Consider the following 17673-nt stretch of genomic DNA (forward strand, 5'->3'; position numbering starts at 1 on the left):
ACTTCGGATGAATACTTGAGTTTGCTAATGTGCTGATAGAGTGGTGGCGAATCAATGGATGAATGGGTAGCAACATGGCCGTACTTGTTCGAATCCTGCTTTGGCTGGCCTGGGCCGGCGCTGCCGGATGGGCGTGGCATGCCGGGGTGCTCGGCGCTGGCACCGCGCTGGCGCTGGGCGCTTTGAGCCTGGTGGTGTTCGCCTGGCCGGGCAGCATCGTTCGGCGCCGCGGCGGCGGCGAACTGCGCTACGTCGACATGGGAAAGCACTAGCGGACGCTCAGATGCTGTGCGGATCGACGTCCACCAGCCAGCGGATCACGCCCTTGCCCTGCGGCGTGCGTCTGAGCGCATGCAGCAGCGGCTGCCATTGCGCGAGCAGGCGCTGCAGCGCGGCGCGTGACGGGCTCTCGATCAGCATCTGCGCCCTTTCCACATTGGCGACGCGCTGTATCGCGAGCGGCACTGCGGGGTAGCGCACCACGCGGTCGGCGCCCTCTAGCGCCTCGGCGGCTTCGTTTGCGGCATTCAGGAAGGCCTGCGCGGCTTCCTGCGTGCGCGCGTCGGCGCGCAGCAGCGCCTGGAAGGCGAACGGCGGCATGGCGGCGGCGGCGCGCTCCTCGAGCTGCTGCGCCGCGAAGGCCGCGTAATCGTGCCGGCGCAGCGCGGCAAAAAGCGGATGCTGCGCATGGTGCGTCTGGATCCACATCTCGGCCGTGCTGCCCTGCGCCGCGAGGTAGGCAGCGTCGCGGCCGGCACGGCCCGCCGACTGCATCAGCAGGCTGAACAGCCGCTCGGGCGCGCGGAAATCGCTCGAGAACAGCGCGCCGTCGGGGTTCACGGCCGCCACCAGCGTGATGCGCCGGAAGTCGTGCCCCTTGGCGATCATCTGCGTGCCGACCAGCACGTCGACCTCGCCCGCATGCACGGCCGCGAGCTGCGATTCGAGCGCGCCCTGCTTGCGCGTGCTGTCGGCGTCGATGCGCGCGATGCGGACAGGGCTGCCGTCGGGCCGCCGCACCGCGGCGAACAGTTCGGCCAGGTGCTCCTCGAGCCGCTCGGTGCCGCGTCCGACGGGCGCGATGTCGGGATTGCCGCAGGACGGGCAGGCGTGCGGCACGCGTTCGGTGAAGCCGCAGTGGTGGCAGCGCAGCGTGCGGTCGATCTTGTGGAACACGCGGTAGGCGCTGCAGTGCGGGCATTCGCTCTTCCAGCCGCAGTCGGCGCAGGCCAGCACCGGCGCATAGCCGCGCCGGTTGAGGAACACCATGCTCTGCTCGCCGCGCGCAATGCGCTGGCCGATGGCGTCGAGCAGCGCGGCCGAGAGCACGGTCTTCGGCGGCTGCAGGTTCATGTCGACCAGCCGCACCGCGGGCAGCTCGCCGGTGCCGATGCGCGACGGCATCGCCAGCCGCACATAGCGCCCGCCCGGGTCGTCGGCCGCGGCGGGCCGGCTCTGGTGCCAGCTTTCGAGCGAGGGCGTGGCCGAGCCGAGGATCACCTTCGCGCCCTCGCGCTGCCCGCGCCATACGGCGAGGTCGCGCGCCGAGTAGCGCGCGCCTTCCTGCTGCTTGTAGCTCGGGTCGTGCTCCTCGTCGACGACGATGAGCTTCAGGCCGGGCATCGACGCGAACACCGCCATGCGCGTGCCGAGCACGATGCGCGCGGCCCCGCCGTGCGCCGCGAGCCAGCTCGCGAGCCGCTGCGGATGCGTCATGCCGCTGTGCATCGACACCACGGCCTCGTCGCCGAAGCGGGCCTTGAAGCGGGCCTCGAGCTGGGGCGTGAGGTTGATCTCGGGCACCATCACCAGCGCCTGCGCGGCGGGGTCGGCCGCCAGCAGGTCGGCCACGCAGCGCAGGTAGACCTCGGTCTTGCCGCTGCCGGTGCTGCCGACCAGCAGGAAGGTGCCGCTGCCTTCCGCGAGGCGGGCCAGCGCCGCCGCCTGCTCGGCGCTCAGCGCGACCGGGTGGGCGGATTCGGCCGTGCTGGCCACCGGGCCGGCCGCGCTCCGGCGCTTGAGCCGGCGGGCCAGCTGCGTGGTGCTCAGGTCGCGCAACTGCGGCGGCAGCGCCGCCAGTGCGATTTCGCCGATCGAGCGCTGGTAGTAGCGCGCCGCGAAGCCGACCAGGTCGCGCCAGGCATCGCCGAGCGGCGCCAGCCCGTCGAGCGCCGCGCCGACGGACTTGAGCGCCATGCCGCTGTCGCCGTCGCGCGCGGCGGCCGCCTCCCAGACCACGCCGAGCACTTCGCGCCGGCCGAGCGGCACCCGGACCAGCGTGCCGGGCACGAGCGGCGCGGCGCTGGCGTAGCTCAGCACATCGCCGAGCGCGCTGTGCGCCGGCGTCTGCAATGCGACGCCGACCTGCCACTGCAGCGGCCCGTCCGCCGTGGCCGTCGTCATCGTCGAATCCCGCTCCGGGGGTGGGCTGGCGTTGGAGATAGGCCGTTCTCTCTGCGTAAGTTTGTTAAGGCTACTTGGAGCAATGCTGCTTAAGTGATTGATTTTTCAGTGCTTTGGCAGTCATCCAGAGTTTCTGTGGATAACTTTGTTGACAACCGGGCTCAACACGTCGCCGAGCCTTGCAGATCAAGGCTCCGGCTGGAATGCCCGTAAAAAAAGCAAAACTCGAAACCTATATGAATCAACCACTTAGAGGCACTATCCGCTGGAGGCAAAGTAGAAGCCGGCCTAAAAAATCTTGCGCAGTGCAACACGCGTTTTGTGCATAAGTCAGGTCCGCCGACCGCTTTTTTTGCTTGACAAACCGCGTCGGGCAGGCTTTTCGGGCGGTCCCGCGCGGCCCCTCGGCATCGCCTGGGAGCGCGTGATTCCGGGATTGTTACTTGCGCAGGGCGCGCGACTGGCTGTGGACCGCCTGCACCAGCGCGGACACATGCTCGGGCGGCGTGAACTGGCTGATGCCGTGGCCCAGGTTGAAGATGTGCGTCGGGCCCGGCTGCCGGCGGTCGGCGTGCGGTTGGCCGAAGGCCTGCAGCACCTTGGCCACCTCGGCCTCGATCTGGGCGGGCGGCGCGAAGAGCACGTTGGGGTCGATGTTGCCCTGCAGGGCCTTGGCCTTGCCGTCGTTGCCCTCGCCGACCTGCCGGCGCGCGGCCGAGAGGTTGACGGTCCAGTCGACGCCGAGCACTTCGCAGTCGAGCGCGCGCATGGCGTCGAGCCAGAGCCCGCCGCCCTTGGTGAAGACGATGCGCGGGACGGGCTGGCCGTCGGCGCCGTTGCGCTTCAGCCCGGCGAGCACGCGCGCGGTGTAGGCCAGGCTGAACTCCTGGAACGCGCCGTCGGCGAGCACGCCGCCCCAGCTGTCGAAGACCATCACGGCCTGGGCGCCGGCGTCGATCTGGGCATTGAGGTAGGCGGCCACGGCGTCGGCGTTGACCGCGAGCACGCGGTGCATCAGGTCGGGCCGCCCGTAGAGCATGCTCTTCACGAGCCGGTAGTCGCTCGAGCCCGCGCCCTCGACCATGTAGCAGGCGAGCGTCCAGGGGCTGCCCGAGAAGCCGATCAGCGGCACGCGGCCGTCGAGCGCCTTGCGGATCGAGGCCACGGCATCGAACACGTAGCGCAGCTTCTGCAGGTCGGGCACCTCGAGCGCCGCCACGGCGGCTTCGTCGCGCACGGGGCGCGCGAAGCGCGGGCCTTCGCCCGCCTCGAACGACAGGCCGAGGCCCATCGCGTCGGGCACGGTGAGGATGTCCGAAAAAAGGATGGCGGCGTCGAGCGGATAGCGCGCGAGCGGCTGCAGCGTGACCTCGGTGGCGTAGTCGACGTTGGTCGCCAGCCCCATGAAGCTGCCGGCCTTCGCGCGGGTGGCGACGTATTCGGGCAGATAGCGCCCGGCCTGGCGCATGAGCCAGATGGGCGTGTGGTCGGTGGCCTGGCGCCAGCAGGCTCGCAGGAAAGTATCGTTTTGCAATGGGGCGAAAGGCATGCCCCGATTGTCGCAGGGGCGGCAGGCCCGGCCCGCCCGGGGCGGATCAGGTCTTGTACTTCACGGAGCAGCCGTAGGGCCGCGTCGAGGCGGTCGAGATCGGCTTGCCGCCGAAGACCTCGCCGAGCGCCTGGTTCACATAGTTCGTGGCGGTCTTGATGTCGTCGGGCCGTGCCGACGCGATGCTGTCGATGCCGCCCGCATACACCAGCATGCCCTTGGGATCGATGATGAAGATGTGCGGCGTGGTGCGCGCACCGTAGGCCTGGCCGATCACGCCGTCCTCGTCCATCAGCACCGCGGTCGGCGCGGCCTTCTGCGACTTCATCCAGGCGTCGAGCGCCGCGGGCTGCAGGTAGTCGCTGGCGGCGCGCTCGGTGGAATTCACGGCCAGCCAGACCACGCCCTGGTCGGTGGCGGACTTCTGGGTGGCGGGCATGTTGCCGCTGCCGTAGTGCTTGCGCACGAAGGGGCAGCCCGGGTTGGTCCATTCGAGCACGACGAACTTGCCCGCGAAGTCCGACAGCTTGTGTTTGTTGCCGGTGGTGTCGACGGCCACGAAGTCGGGCGCCTGCTGTCCCACGGCGGGCGCGGCGAAGGCGTGGTTGCCCATCAGGAAGGTGGCGCCCAGCGCAACCGCGGCGGCCACCACGGCGCGCCGCGAAGCGCGGCTCAATGCGGCACGGGCCTGGCGCGCGGCGCGCAGGGAGCGAGAGTCGGACGATGGCGAAGGGGACATGGCCAGCTTGAACTCCATATGAAAAAACGAAACGACGGCGACAGCTTAGAGCGCTTTTCTCATGCGCATGTGACAACCCATGTCATGCACTGGGTCAAAGTGCGGCGAGTGCGGCGCGCACCTCGTCCTTGCCGAGGATCTCGGTCAGGATGACCGGCGGCCGGCCCGGCGCCTGCAACACGTAGAGCGGCACGCCGCTGCGCCCGAGCGCGGTCAGCGCGGCCGTGATGGCGGGGTCGCGGCGCGTCCAGTCGGCGCGCAGCATCGCCACGTTGCGGCGGTCGAAGTCGGCCAGCACCTCGGTATCTGCGAGCGTGGTCTTCTTGTTGTACTGGCAGGTCACGCACCATGCGGCAGTGAAGTCGATGAACACCGGCTGGCCCGCCCCGTTGAGCGCCGCCACGCGATCGGCCGACCACGGCTGCCAGCGCTGGCCCTCGCCGGCCGACGCCAACTGCTTCGCGGGCTCCAACGTCTGCAGCACGTTGGGTCCGATCGCCGCGGCGAGTGCGGCCGTCAGGGCGACGAGCACCGTGGCGATCACCATCCGAGTGCGGCCGCGCAGCGTGAGCGCCCAGACGACCGCTGCCAGGCACACCAGCAGCGCGAGCAGCGTGCCGGCGCCGTCGATGCCGCTTTGCTGCCCCAGCACCCAGACCAGCCAGGCCACGGTGGCGAACATCGGAAACGCGAGCAGCCGGCGCAGCGTGTCCATCCAGGGGCCGGGCGCCGGCAGCAGGCGCGCCACGGCCGGCACGAAACCCGCCACCAGGTACGGCAGCGCGAGCCCCAGGCCCAGCACCGCGAACAGCAGCAGCGCCTGCGCCGCCGGCAGGCCGATCGCGAAGCCGAGCGAGGCGCCCATGAAGGGCGCGGTGCACGGCGAAGCGATCACCACGGCCAGCACACCCGAGAGAAAGTCGTTCATGACCGGGTGCCTGGCCTGGGCCGTGCACAGCGACGACGGCGCGACATGGCCGAACTCGAACACGCCCGCGAGGTTGAGCCCGAGCAGCGTGAACAGCGCGGCCAGCGCCGCCACCACGGCCGGCGACTGCAGCTGGAAGCCCCAGCCGAGCTGGGCGCCCGCGGCGCGCAGCGCCAGCATCGCGCCGCCGAGCGCCAGGAACGAGAGCATCACGCCCGCGGTGTAGGCCAGGCCCGCGGTGCGGTGGGCGCTGCGGTTGCCGGCCTGCCGCGTGAAGCCCAGCACCTTGATGGCCAGGATCGGGAACACGCAGGGCATGAGGTTCAGCAGCAGGCCGCCGAGCAGCGCGCCGAGCAGCGCGACCGCGAACGTGGCGGCGGGCTGCGGCGCCGGGCCGGCCGGTGCGGCGCCCGTGCTCGTATTCGTACCGCGGGATGCCGCGTCGGCCGCGTTGGCGGCGAGCGCGGCCTGAAGCGCCGGCGAAACCTCGGCGCGCGGCGCGACCGCCGCGGGCCAACTGCCGCTGACCGGGGCCTCGGTGCGCCAGGCGACGGGCTGGCCCGCCGTGCGGTCGGATTCGGCGAGCGCCACCACCAGTGGCAGCGTCGAGGGGCTGGCGCTGCGCTGCTCGGCGAGCGGCACGGTCGCGGTCCAGCTGCCGTCGTCCTGCCAGCGCTGGGTCCAGTCCTTGCCCTCGACCGCGGCGGTGTGGATCAGTTCGGGCGTCTCGGGAAAGAACGCCAGCGTCTTGCCCCGCACCGCGGCGGGCAGGCCTTCGAGGCGCACTTGCAGGCTGTTGCCGCGGACCTCGACGGCACCCTGTTGGGCCAGAGGCCGCGGCTCGGCGGCGCGGGCGGCATCGAACGCGGGCTTGTTCAGCGCGGTCGAGCCGCGCAGCGGCAGCGCCAGGCTGAACTCGCCTTCCTCGGGAATGCACTCCTTGCGGCAGACCAGCCAGCTGGCCTTGAGCCGGATGTCCATGGCCTGCGCCTGGCTGCCGAAGGCCAGCGGCGGCTGGAAGGTGCTTGCCACCTCGAGCGGCACCGGCAGCAACACCGTGCCTTCGTAGCCGTAGTTGGCCAGCGTGCCGATCGGGATCTTGCGCGGCACCGGCCAGGCGATGTCACCGGCCGAGACGCCGGCCGGCAAGGTCCAGTTCAGTTCGGTGGGCAGGCCCGAATCGCCGGCGTTCTTCCAGTAGGTGTGCCACTCGGGCTGGTGCGTGATCTGCAGCCCGACCCAGACCGGCGCGCCGGGCGACACGCCGTCGGGCGCATGCGCGACCAGTTCGGCACGCACGTGCGGGGTGGTGACGACGGGGCCGGGGTTGGATGCCAGCTGCGCCGCGGCCGGCAGCCAGGCTGCGGCTGCCGCGATCAGGAATGCAGCGGAACGGAAGAAACGGGGAAGGATCATGCCGTCAGTCGGAGCGGGCCGGGGGTGCGAAGTTCCGGAGACCGGCGCCGGGTGGCGGTTTCAGCGTCATGCGGCCCAGCCCAGCACCACGCGGCGGCTGTTGGCGCTCTTCTTCTCGATCTTGGTCACCACCACCGCGCCGATCTCGGCGGTGTTTGCCACGTGCGTGCCGCCGCAGGGCTGGAAATCGATCTGCGCCTCGGCCTCTCCGCCGATGCGGATGGTGCGCACCGTGCCGGTGCCGCGCGGCGGCTGCACGCTCATGCTCTTGACCAGCGCCGGGTTGGCGTCGAGTTCGGCGTCGGTGATGGCCCCCACGGCGAGCGGATGCGCCGCGGCCACGAGCCGTGCGAGGCCGGTGGTCAGCGCTTCCTTGTCGAGCGGGGCGGTCATGTGGAAGTCGATGCGCGCGTAGTCGGGCGTGATCGAGCAGCCGTTCACCGGCACCGGCACGAGGTGGCAGAGCAGGTGGCTCGCTGTGTGGAAGCGCATCAGCCGGTGGCGGCGCGCCCAGTCGAGGCGGGCGGTCACCGTGTCGCCGGGCTTCAGCGCGGCCAGCAGGCCGGCCTGTTCCGGCGCGGGCACGTGGACGATCTCGCGCGTGGGCTGGCCCTCCGCGTCCTTGCCCTTGCGGGTGTCGGCGATCGCGAGTTCGCGGCCGTCGGCCAGCACCAGCACGCCGGCGTCGCCAGCCTGCCCGCCGCCCAGGGGGTAGAACACGGTGCGGTCGAGCACGATGCCGGCCTCGTCGATGCGCAGCATGCGGGCGTCGCAGGCGCGCAGGTAGGCGTCGGCGCGGAACAGGTCGTCGGTCATGCGGCCGATGGTAGCGGCGATGCGCGCATGGGGTGCGCCCACGCCAGAAAGCGCCCACGGCCGACAGCCGGCGGCGAAGTCGTCCGCATGATCGGGCGGCATGCGGCCATGGTGCCGAGACAACCGAGGATCGCGTATGCACATGACGAAAAAGCTACCGAAGAACATCGCCCTCGCCCCCGCCTGCGTGGCCTCGCTGGCCGCGGTGCTGGCACTGGCCGGCTGCGGCGAGGCCGCCAAGCTGCCGCCCGAAGCCACCGTCGGCGCGCAGCCGAAGCTGGCGGAGCCCAACAAGACGCTGATTCCCACCGTCAACGTGGCCGAGGCGATCGGCTGGACCGACACCGCCGCCCCCAAGCCCGCCGCCGGCCTGCGTGTCGCCGCGTTCGCGCGCGGGCTCGAGCATCCGCGCTGGGTCTACACGCTGCCCAACGGCGACGTACTGGTGGCCGAGAGCAACAAGCCGCCCAAGCCCGAAGGCAGCGATGCCGGGGGCCCGATGGACAAAATCCGCAAGTGGGTGATGGGAAAGGTCATGGGCCGCGCGGGCGCCAACGTGCTGAGCCCGAACCGCATCACGCTGCTGCGCGATGCCGACGGCGACGGCGCGGCCGAGGTGCGGCAGGTGTTCTTGTCGAACCTCAAGTCGCCCTTCGGCATGGCGCTGGTGGGCAGTGAACTCTTCATCGCCAATGCCGACGCGCTCGTGAAGGTGCCCTACACCGAGGGCCAGACCGCCGCCGGCGGCACGCCCACCGAGGTGACGCCGCTGCCCGCGGGCATCAACCACCACTGGACCAAGAACGTGATCGCCAACGCCGAGGGCACCAAGCTCTACGTCACGGTCGGCTCGAACAGCAACATCGGCGAGAACGGGCTGGACGCCGAAGAGGGCCGCGCGGCGATCTGGGAGGTCGATGCGAAGACGGGCGAGAAGCGGCTCTTCGCGACCGGCCTGCGCAACCCCAACGGGCTGGCGTGGGAGCCTTCGACGAAGGCGCTGTGGACCGTGGTCAACGAGCGCGACGAGATCGGCAGCGACCTCGTGCCCGACTACCTGACCTCGGTGAAGGAGGGCGCCTTCTACGGCTGGCCGTGGAGCTACTTCGGCGCCAACGTCGACGTGCGCGTCGAGCCGCCGAACCCCGAGATGGTCGCCAAGGCCATCGCGCCCGACTATGCGCTCGGTTCGCACGTGGCCCCGCTCGGGCTGGTGTTCTCCGACGCGCGCGGCATGCCGCCTGCGTTCGCGAGCGGCGTCTTCATCGGCGAGCACGGCTCCTGGAACCGCAAGCCCAAGTCGGGCTACAAGGTGGTGTTCGTGCCGTTCGCCGACGGCAAGCCGAGCGGGCCGCCGGTCGACGTGCTCACGGGCTTTCTGTCGGCCGACGAGAAGGCGCAGGGCCGGCCGGTGGGCGTGGCGCTCGACAAGGGCGGCGCGCTGCTGGTGGCCGACGACGTGGGCAACGCGGTCTGGCGCGTGTCGCCCGCCAACTAGGGCTGGCGGCGCGCGGAAGACAGGCGCGGCACCAGCTGCGCCTCGGGCCCGTCGACGCGGCGCTGGCCGGTGTCGCCGCGCAGGTGGTCGAACAGCAGCGCAATGGCCTGCTGCGCCACCTGGTCCAGGTGCAGGTCCACGGCCGTGAGCGGCGGCACGCAGGTGCGCGCGCGCAGGCCGTCGTAGCGCGTGGCGACCATCACGTCGTCGGGAATGCGCCGGCCGGACGCCAATACCGCCTCGACCGTGCCCGTGGCGAAGGCGTCCACCGGCACGCAGAAGGCATCGATGTCGGGATCGGCCGCGAGCAGCGCCAGCGCGGCCTCGCGGCCGCCGTTCTCGCCTTCGGCCTCGTCGACCAGCGACAGCAGCGGCACCTGCCCCTGCGCGGCGGCGAACGCCAGGTAGGCCGCGCGGCCCTCGAGGTACGAGTTGCGCTGCGCCGAACCCAGGATCATCGCGACCTTGCGTGCGCCCTGCGCGTGCAGGTGGTCGAGCAGCAGCGCCGTGGTGCGGCCCGAATGGATGTCGACGTACGGGGGCAGCGCCGGCGCGCTGTCGTCCTCGGCATCGCCGGCGGCCGGCTTGCCGATGGCCACCACCGGCAGGCCACGCCGCTGCAGGTAAGCCAGGTTCGCGTCGCCCGCCGAGGGCTCGATGACCAGTGCGCCGTCGACATCGAGCAGCTCCATCGGCACGCGCCCGTTCTCCATTGGCGGTGCCAGCACCAGCGCCAGCCGGCGGTCGAGTGCCTCGGCCGCCGCAACGGCCGCCACCTCCATCAAAAAGCCGAGCCGCGACGGCCCGCCCGCCACCGCGAACGGCATCGACGACAGCAGCACGATCATGTGCGCCTCGCCGGTGCGCAGCCGCTGCGCATTGCGGTTGGGCCGGTAGCCGAGCTTCAGCGCCGCCTGCTCGACGCGCGCCCGCGTTTCCGCGTCGACCTGGCCCCGCGCGTTGAGTGCGTGCGAAACGGTCGTCGGCGACACGCCCGCTTCGCGCGCCACGTCCTTGATGTTGGCGCGCGGCGATGGATGGGTATTCATCCCGTTGACCTTTTCAAAAAGCGGTGATTCAATTCTCAAATCGTTTTGGGGCGCGTTGCCACCGGAATGTACTTCACCCGCTTCGGCGGCTTTTTTTGCCAGTGTGCCCAAATCGATTTGGGCGCGGGCCAGGTTCAAGGATTCCGTCATGTCCCGTGTTCCCGATGCCTCTGCTGTGCTTTCCGCCGCGCCCGCGCCCGCGCCCGCGGCCGCTCCGGCCGCCATGGTCCCTGCCACCCCAGCCCCTGTGGATGCGATGCTGCCGTTGTCCCAATTGCTGCTGTTCGGCCTGCAGCACGTGCTGGTGATGGCGGCCGTGCCGATCACCTCGGTGTTCCTGGTGGCCAAGGCGCTCGGCCTCGACGCGGCGCTGACGGTGAACCTGATCAGCGCCACCTTCCTGCTGTGCGGCATCGGCACGCTGCTGCAGTCGTTCGGGCCGTGGAAGTTCGGCGCCCGGCTGCCCTTCGTGATGGTGCCCGGCGGTGCACCGATCGTGATGTTCGTGACTATCGCCCAGCAGCGCGACCTGCAGACCGCCTCGGGCGCGGTGATCCTCACGGCGCTGTTCTACTTTCTGGTGCTGCCGGTGTTCGCGCGCTGCCTGCGCTACTTTCCGAAGATCGTGATCGGCACCTTGCTGCTGCTGGTGTCGGTCAACCTCGTGAAGGTCTACGGCGGCATCATCGCGGGCAAGGCGGGCACGGCCACCTTCGCCGACCCGGTGAACATCGGCCTGGCGCTCGCGACCATCGGCTTCACCGTGCTGTTCGCACGGGTGTTCAAGGGCACGCTCGGCCAGCTCGCGGTGCTGCTCGGGCTCTTGGCAGGCACGCTGCTGGCGGCCGCCTTCGGGCTGATGGATGCCAGCGCCGTGGCGACGGGGCCCATCTGGAGCGCGCCGACATTGCTGCCGTTCGGCATGCCGCGCTTCGACATCGTGGCGGCCGTGCCGCTCCTGATCTTCAGCATCATCTCGATGGTCGAGGCCACCGGGCAGACGGTGGCGGTGGCCGACGTGGTGGGCCGCAAGATCGATGCGCGCGACGTGGTGCCGCGCACCATCCGCGGCGATGCCGTGGTGTCGCTCGCGGGCGGGTTCTTCGGCACCTCGATGATCATCACCAGCGGCGAGAACATCGGCATCGTGCGCGCCACCAACGTGCGTTCGCGCTACGTGACGGCGGCTGCGGGCGTGATCCTGATCCTCATCGCGCTGTCGGCGCCGCTCGGCCGGCTGGCCGCCGCCATTCCCTCGGCCGTGGTCGGCGGCACCGCGATGGTGGTGTTCGCGATCATCGGCACCATGGGCATCGACATGCTGCGCAAGGTCGACCTGCACGAGCGCGGCAACATGTTCGTGCTGGCCGGCGCGCTGACCATGGGGCTGCTGCCGATCCTGGTGCCGGGCCTGTACAGCCGCTTTCCCGACACGCTGCAGCTGGTGCTCGGCAATGGCCTGGCGATGGGCTCGCTGACGGCAGTGGTGCTCAACATGGTGTTCAACCGCGTGCATGCCGACGGCGCCGAAAGCCCCGCGGAAGCGCCCGCGCCGCGCTGAGATGAACCCACCCCGTCCCTCGCGCACTTCGTGTCGCTCGACTCCCCCTCAAGGGGCGCACCCGGCGGCCCGGCAGAGCCGGTTCCACGGGTGCCCTGGCATCGGGCCTTTTAATTTTTCCGTTACTGCCTCTTCCCCACCATGTCTCCTGAACTCGATGCCGCGCTCTTCGCGGCCGACGAGCTGTTGCTCGTTCCCGACCACCTGATGCTGCGCGAGGGCCCGACGACCGGCCATGCCGTGCGCATCGAAGGCGGCCGCTTCCGCGACGTCGGCCCCGCCGACGCGCTCATCGCGCGCCACCCGCAGCTCACGCCGCTGCGCCTGCCCGGCAAGCTGCTGATGCCCGGCATGATCGACGCACACCACCATCTCACGCAGTCCTTCGGCAAGTCACTGGCCTATGGCGAGCCGTCCGAGATCTTCCGGCGCGTGTGGGTGCCGCTCGAGGCCAGCCTGGACGACGAGTTCGTCTACATGGCGTCCAAGCTCGCGGCGCTCGAGTCGCTGCGCGGCGGCTTCACCACCGTGTGCGATGCGGGCACGCGCGCGCCGGGCGATATCGGCGCCGTGGCCACTGCCGTGCAGGAGGCCGGGCTGCGCTGCGTGCTGGGCCTGATCTGCAACGACGGCGGCAACGACAGCAGCGCGGCCGACCGGCAGGCGATCCGCGCGCAGGCCGCGCAGTTCCTGCAGCGCTGGTCCGATGCGCCGCTGGTGCATCCCTCGCTCGCGATCTCGGTGCCCGAGGCCGCCTCCGACGAGATGCTGGTGGCGGTGTCGGCCCTGTGCGCCGAAGCCAGCACCGTGTTCCAGACCCACGTGAACGAACACCTCGCCTCGGTCGAGCGCTCGGTGGTGCAGCGCGGCCGGCGCCCCCTCGAACTGCTGGCGCCGTTGGGCGCGCTCGGGCCGCAGGTGCTCATCGCGCACGGCACGCTGGTCACGCCCGCCGAGCTCATGCTGCTGCGCGACACCGACACCGCCGTGAGCTACAACCCGGTCGCGAGCCAGTGGAAGGGCAACGCCGTGGCACCGGCCAACCTGATGGCCGCCCTGGGCATCCGCTTCGGGCTGGGCACCGATGCCACGCGCAGCGACGCCTTCCGGCTGATGGACGCGGCCGAGGCGGCGCAGAAGCTGGCGTTCGGCATGGCGATCGGCGATGCGTCGAGCGGCGGTGGCTGGACCTGGTTCGACCATGCGACGCACGAAGGCGCGCGCGCAGTCGGCCTGGGCCACCTGACCGGCGAGATCGCCGTCGGCAAGGCGGCCGATTTCCTGGTCGTCGATGTCGACACGCCCGAGATGTGCACCTCCGTCGACCTGACCTGGGACCTCGTGCGCCTGGGCAACCGCGACCAGATCACGGCCGTGTTCGTCGACGGGCGCCTGCGCCTGTGGCAAGGCTGGCCGCCCGACTGGGACGCGCGCGCGCTGCAGCGGGAGCTGGCGCGCGTGGCCCATGCGGCCATGGACCGCGCGCCCATCGTGCGCCTGCATCCGCCGGCGGCCGAGCACCGGCGCCTGGCGGCGGCTGCCGGCATGGGACGGAATCCACAGTGAGCACGCAGCATCTCGTCCTCGTTTCGCTTGCCGTGCTGTTCGCCGCCTTCGTGCAGGGCGCGACCGGCGTGGGCTTTGCGTTGATCGCCGCGCCGGTGATCGGCATCGTGCGGCCCGACCTGCTGCCCGTGTGCGTGCTGGTGCTGATGCTGCCGCTCAACCTCTACGTGCTGTGGCGCGAGCGCGGCGCCGTCGACCGCATCGGCGCGGGCTGGATCAGCGGCGGGCGCGTGGTCGGCACGGCCGGCGGGCTCTGGGTGCTGGCGGCGCTGAGCGCGACGCACCTGTCGCTCTTCGTCGGCATCTCGACCATCGCGGCGGCACTGGTCACCTTGATGATGCCGGCCTTCTCGCCGGGCCGCACCGCTTTCGTGTCGGCGGGCCTCATCACCGGCGTGACCGAGACCGCGACCGGCATCGGCGGCCCGCCACTGGCGCTGGTCTACCAGCACCAGCCGCCGCCCACGATGCGATCGACCATCGCGCTGTGCTTCTTGGTCGGCGAACTGGTGTCGCTGGCCACGCTGATGGCGATGGACCGCATCGACGGTGCGCAGCTCGAGGCGGCGGCGCTGCTGTTGCCCGCACTCGTCGTCGGCGCGGTGCTCAGCCGCATGGTGCACCGGCGGATCAATGGCCGCGTGCTGCGGATCTTCGTGCAGGTGTTCGCGATCGTCTCGGGCGCCGCGCTGCTGCTGCATTCAATCTGACGCGATGCGCGCGACACGCGCGATGCGGTAGAGCCGGTGGCGGCGCAGCGCATGGCCTTCGGGCACGCCGGGGTGGTCGAAGGCGCCGACCCGGTCCTCGTGCATGCCGATGCGCTCCATCACCGCGGCCGAGCGGACATTGCCGGCGGCCGTGAACGCGACGATCTCGTCGAAGCCCAGGCGATCGAAGCCCACCTGCAGTGCGCCGCGCGCGGCTTCGGTCGCGAAGCCCTGGCCCCAGGCATGGCGCGCGAGCCGCCAGCCGATCTCGACGCAGGGCGAGAAGGGCAGCGTCGCCAGCGGCTGGTTGAGGCCGGTGAAGCCGATGAATTCGCCCGTGGCTTTTTGTTCGACCGCCCAGAAGCCCCAGCCCTGCTCGGCGATGCGTGCCGCGATGCGAGCAGCCATCGCATCGCTGTCGGCGCGCGTGGGCAGCGGCAACAGGAAGGCCATCACCTGCGGGTGGGCCGCCATGGCGGCGAACGGTGCGAGGTCGCTCTCCCGCCATTGGCGCAGCCGCAGCCGCTCGGTGTCGAATTCGATGATGGGTTGTTGGGTGAGCTCGGCCATGCGGCCGATTGTGCGCAGATCAGAACCCGGCCAGCACCACCTTGCCCTGCGCCTTGCCGCTTTCGATCAGCGCATGCGCCTTCTTCAGGTTGGCCGCGTTGATGGTGCCGAAGCTCGCATTCGCCGTGGTGCGGATGCGGCCCGCGTCGACCAGCGCGGCCACCTCGGCCAGCAGTGCGCCTTGCGCGGCCATGTCGGGCGTCTCGAAGCGCGAGCGCGCGAACATCATTTCCCAGTGCAGCGAGATCGACTTGGTCTTGAGCGGCATCGCGTCGAGCAGCTTCATGTCGTCGATCACCGCGAGCTGGCCCTGGGGCTTGAGGCTTTCGATGATCTGCGCGTAGTGCTGCTCGGTCTGGGTCAGGCTCGCGACCATGTCGACCTGGCCGATGCCCGCGGCCTGCAGCTCCGCGGCGAGCGGCTTCGAATGGTCGATGACGGCATGGGCGCCGAGCGCCAGGCACCAGGCGCGGGTCTCGGTGCGCGAGGCGGTGGCGACCACGCGCAGCTGCGTCAGCTGGCGCGCCAGCTGGATCAGGATCGACCCCACGCCGCCGGCGCCGCCCGTGACCAGCAGCGTCTGGCCGGCACCGCCGCCCCTGGGCACGCGCAGGCGGTCGAACAGCAGTTCGTAGGCGGTGATGGTGGTCAGCGGCAACGCGGCGGCCTGGGCGTCGTCGAGGCTCTTCGGCGCGAGGGCGACGATGCGTTCGTCCACCGTGTGCAGCTCCGAATTGGCGCCGGGCCGCACGATCGAGCCCGCGTAATACACGCGGTCGCCGGGCTGGAAGTTCTTCACCTGCGCGCCGACGGCCTCGACGGTGCCGGCGGCGTCCCAGCCGAGCACTTTGGCCTGGCCTGCCTCGGGCGCGCTGTTCTTGCGGACCTTGGTGTCAACGGGGTTGACCGACACGGCCGCCACGCGCACCAGCAGGTCGCGCGGGCCCGGCACGGGTGCGGGCAGTTCGATGTCCTGCAGGGCGTCGGGATGGTCGATGGGAAGGGGTTCGCGGTAGCCGATGGCTTTCATGGGAGGACCTTTTTTGTGCGTGAACAAACGATGCCTCGACTGTAGGATCGCAATCCTGCTTTGATAAGCAGTGTCGAACCACCAACACTTTCAAATGAAGATTGAAAATCTGTCGGACTTGCAGGTGCTCGTGCAGACCGCGCGCGGCGGCACGCTCACCGCCGCCGCCCATGCGCTCGGCATGACGCCCGCGGCGGCCAGCGCCACGCTCAAGCGGCTCGAGACGCAGCTCGGTGCGCGCCTGTTCGAGCGCTCGACGCGCGCCATGCGGCTCACGCCGCAGGGCCAGACGCTGCTCGACTATGCGGTGCGCGCCTTCGAGCTGCTCGACGAGGGCGAGTCGCTGGTCACGGCCGACCGCGGCGAGCTGGTCGGCACGTTGCGCGTGGCCGCGCCGTCCGACCTCACGCGCAGCACGCTGCTGGCCTGGTTCGACGAATTCCTTGCGCTGCACCCGGGGCTGCAGCTCTCGCTGTCGGTCGGCGACCGGCTGCTCGACGTGATGCGCGACGAGGTCGACGTGGCGCTGCGCTACGGCACGCTGGCCGATTCGCGGCTGGTGGCGCGGCCCTTCGCCCAGACCAGCCCGCTGCTGACCGCTTCGCCCGACTACCTTCGGCGCCATGGCGCGCCGGCGACGCCGCACGACCTGGTGCACCACAACTGCCTGACCTTCGACCGCGGCGGGCGCCGCCATCGGATCTGGCGCTTCGTGCAGAACGGGCAGTGGACCGAGGTGCGCGTGAAGGGCGACCGCAGCGCCGACGATGCCTCGCTCGCGCGCGAATGGGCCGTGGCGGGGCGCGGAATCACGCTGAAGTCGGCGCTCGACGTGCGTGACGACATCGCAAGCGGCCGGCTGGTGCACCTGCTGCCCGACTGGGGCACCGAGCCCTATCCGCTGCATGCGCTGCTGCCGAGCGGGCGCTTCGTGCCGGCGCGCGTGCGGGCGCTGGTCGACTTTCTCGCGCTGAAGTTCGAGGCGCTGCCGCCCGTCAGATCATCGGCGTGACGGCCCCGTCCATCGCGAGGATCGCGCCCGTGATGTAGCTCGCCTTCGGCGAAGCGAGAAAGACCACCGCGTTGGCGATCTCCTCGGGCGTCGCGATGCGGCCGAGCGGCAGCCGGCCCGTGGCGCGCTGCAGCGCTTCGTCGCTGTCGATGCCCTGCAGCCTGGCGTCGGCCTTCATGCCCTCCTGCAGGCGCTCGGTCAGCGTCATGCCGGGGTTCACCGCATTCACGCGCACGCCCTTGGCCGCGTAGGCCGCAGCCATGCCGGCGCTCACGAGCATCAGCGCCGCGTTCGCCGCGCCGCCGGCCATGTGCACGGGGCTGGCGACCTTGCCGCCCTGGCCGATCACGTTGACGATCGCACCGCGGCCGCGCCGGCCCATGCGCTTCACCACGGGGTCGATCATGTGGATGTAGGTGAAGTACTTGGCGTCCATCGCGGCATGCCATGCGTCGGCGTCGAGCTCGTCGGGCGGCGTGCGGCGCGCGGCCCCGGCCGAGTTGACGAGCACGTCGACCGGACCGAAGGCCTGCTCGGCGGCGTCGAGCGCGGCCATGGCGCCTTGCGGGTCCTTGAGGTCGGCCGCATGCACCGAGATGCGGCCCTCGGCCTGCGCGAAGCCGTCGCCCAGCGTCCTGCGGCCCTGTTCGAGATTCTGCGGGTCGCGCGACACCAGGCTCACGCGCGCCCCCTCGCGCAGGAAGCCCAGTGCGCAGGCCAGGCCGATGCCCTTGCTGCCGCCGGTGATGAGAACGTGCTGGTCCTGTAGCTGGAGATCCATGGCGTCAGTCCTTGAGAATTGCGAGGAATGCCGGGCGATTGAATC

15 protein-coding genes are annotated in these 17673 nt (G+C 70.8%); 6 read left to right on the forward strand and 9 right to left on the reverse strand.

What is annotated here, in order from left to right:
* Positions 1 to 74: 74 nt before the first annotated feature.
* The gene (locus AC3A6G_RS22425) at positions 75 to 272 is read left to right on the forward strand and encodes a hypothetical protein (RefSeq protein WP_487861852.1); all 198 of its coding nucleotides are present in this window, start codon (positions 75 to 77) and stop codon (positions 270 to 272) included.
* Between the two features lie 7 nt (positions 273 to 279).
* On the opposite strand, the gene priA is transcribed toward AC3A6G_RS22425, so the two are convergent.
* The 5 genes from priA to AC3A6G_RS22450 all read right to left on the reverse strand — a co-directional run bounded on the left by priA (position 280) and on the right by AC3A6G_RS22450 (position 7851).
* Complete coding sequence (priA, locus tag AC3A6G_RS22430; protein WP_487874587.1) at positions 280 to 2403, reverse strand: replication restart helicase PriA; 2124 nt, start codon at positions 2401 to 2403, stop codon at positions 280 to 282.
* Positions 2404 to 2842: 439 nt separating this feature from the next.
* Positions 2843 to 3952, reverse strand: coding sequence for a uroporphyrinogen decarboxylase (hemE, locus tag AC3A6G_RS22435; protein ID WP_487861850.1), 1110 nt, complete (start codon positions 3950 to 3952; stop codon positions 2843 to 2845).
* Between the two features lie 46 nt (positions 3953 to 3998).
* Complete coding sequence (locus AC3A6G_RS22440; RefSeq protein ID WP_487861849.1) at positions 3999 to 4691, reverse strand: thioredoxin family protein; 693 nt, start codon at positions 4689 to 4691, stop codon at positions 3999 to 4001.
* Positions 4692 to 4785: 94 nt separating this feature from the next.
* Positions 4786 to 7035, reverse strand: a complete 2250-nt coding sequence (locus AC3A6G_RS22445) for a protein-disulfide reductase DsbD family protein (RefSeq protein WP_487874588.1) — start codon at positions 7033 to 7035, stop codon at positions 4786 to 4788.
* Between the two features lie 66 nt (positions 7036 to 7101).
* Positions 7102 to 7851, reverse strand: a complete 750-nt coding sequence (locus AC3A6G_RS22450) for an alanyl-tRNA editing protein (RefSeq protein ID WP_487874649.1) — start codon at positions 7849 to 7851, stop codon at positions 7102 to 7104.
* A gap of 136 nt (positions 7852 to 7987) precedes the next feature.
* Here AC3A6G_RS22450 and AC3A6G_RS22455 point away from each other — a divergent pair, with 136 nt between their 5' ends.
* Entirely contained in the window at positions 7988 to 9349 is a 1362-nt protein-coding gene (locus AC3A6G_RS22455; RefSeq protein WP_487874589.1) for a PQQ-dependent sugar dehydrogenase, read from the forward strand.
* On the opposite strand, the gene AC3A6G_RS22460 is transcribed toward AC3A6G_RS22455, so the two are convergent.
* Positions 9346 to 10398: a LacI family DNA-binding transcriptional regulator gene (locus AC3A6G_RS22460; RefSeq protein ID WP_487874590.1), complete on the reverse strand. Its 1053-nt coding sequence runs from the start codon at positions 10396 to 10398 to the stop codon at positions 9346 to 9348. The two genes, AC3A6G_RS22455 and AC3A6G_RS22460, sit on opposite strands and share 4 nt — an antisense overlap.
* 223 nt (positions 10399 to 10621) lie before the next feature.
* On the opposite strand from AC3A6G_RS22460, the gene AC3A6G_RS22465 reads away from it, so the two are divergent.
* From AC3A6G_RS22465 to AC3A6G_RS22475, 3 genes are all read left to right on the forward strand, one after another.
* Positions 10622 to 11959 carry a uracil-xanthine permease family protein gene (locus AC3A6G_RS22465; protein ID WP_487874650.1) on the forward strand — a complete coding sequence of 446 codons (1338 nt, stop codon included), beginning with the start codon at positions 10622 to 10624 and terminating at the stop codon, positions 11957 to 11959.
* Positions 11960 to 12100: 141 nt separating this feature from the next.
* The gene (locus AC3A6G_RS22470) at positions 12101 to 13525 is read left to right on the forward strand and encodes an amidohydrolase family protein (protein WP_487874591.1); all 1425 of its coding nucleotides are present in this window, start codon (positions 12101 to 12103) and stop codon (positions 13523 to 13525) included.
* Complete coding sequence (locus AC3A6G_RS22475) at positions 13522 to 14235, forward strand: sulfite exporter TauE/SafE family protein (RefSeq protein WP_487874592.1); 714 nt, start codon at positions 13522 to 13524, stop codon at positions 14233 to 14235. The genes AC3A6G_RS22470 and AC3A6G_RS22475 overlap by 4 nt, the downstream gene beginning before the upstream one ends.
* Here AC3A6G_RS22475 and AC3A6G_RS22480 read toward each other — a convergent pair.
* Together AC3A6G_RS22480 and AC3A6G_RS22485 are read right to left on the reverse strand one after the other, a co-directional pair.
* Positions 14227 to 14805: a GNAT family N-acetyltransferase gene (locus AC3A6G_RS22480; RefSeq protein WP_487874593.1), complete on the reverse strand. Its 579-nt coding sequence runs from the start codon at positions 14803 to 14805 to the stop codon at positions 14227 to 14229. The genes AC3A6G_RS22475 and AC3A6G_RS22480 overlap by 9 nt on opposite strands.
* Before the next feature lie 19 nt (positions 14806 to 14824).
* A complete protein-coding gene (locus tag AC3A6G_RS22485) occupies positions 14825 to 15835 on the reverse strand; it encodes a zinc-binding alcohol dehydrogenase family protein (RefSeq protein ID WP_487874594.1) in 1011 nt (336 codons plus the stop codon).
* Positions 15836 to 15929: 94 nt separating this feature from the next.
* Here AC3A6G_RS22485 and AC3A6G_RS22490 point away from each other — a divergent pair, with 94 nt between their 5' ends.
* Positions 15930 to 16847 (forward strand): LysR family transcriptional regulator, encoded by a 918-nt coding sequence (locus tag AC3A6G_RS22490; RefSeq protein ID WP_487874595.1) that lies wholly within the window; start codon positions 15930 to 15932, stop codon positions 16845 to 16847.
* On the opposite strand, the gene AC3A6G_RS22495 is transcribed toward AC3A6G_RS22490, so the two are convergent.
* The gene (locus AC3A6G_RS22495) at positions 16831 to 17628 is read right to left on the reverse strand and encodes an SDR family oxidoreductase (protein ID WP_487874596.1); all 798 of its coding nucleotides are present in this window, start codon (positions 17626 to 17628) and stop codon (positions 16831 to 16833) included. The genes AC3A6G_RS22490 and AC3A6G_RS22495 overlap by 17 nt on opposite strands.
* Positions 17629 to 17673 lie beyond the last annotated feature (45 nt).

The sequence above is a fragment of the Variovorax sp. Soil_C_26 genome, from assembly GCF_057657075.1.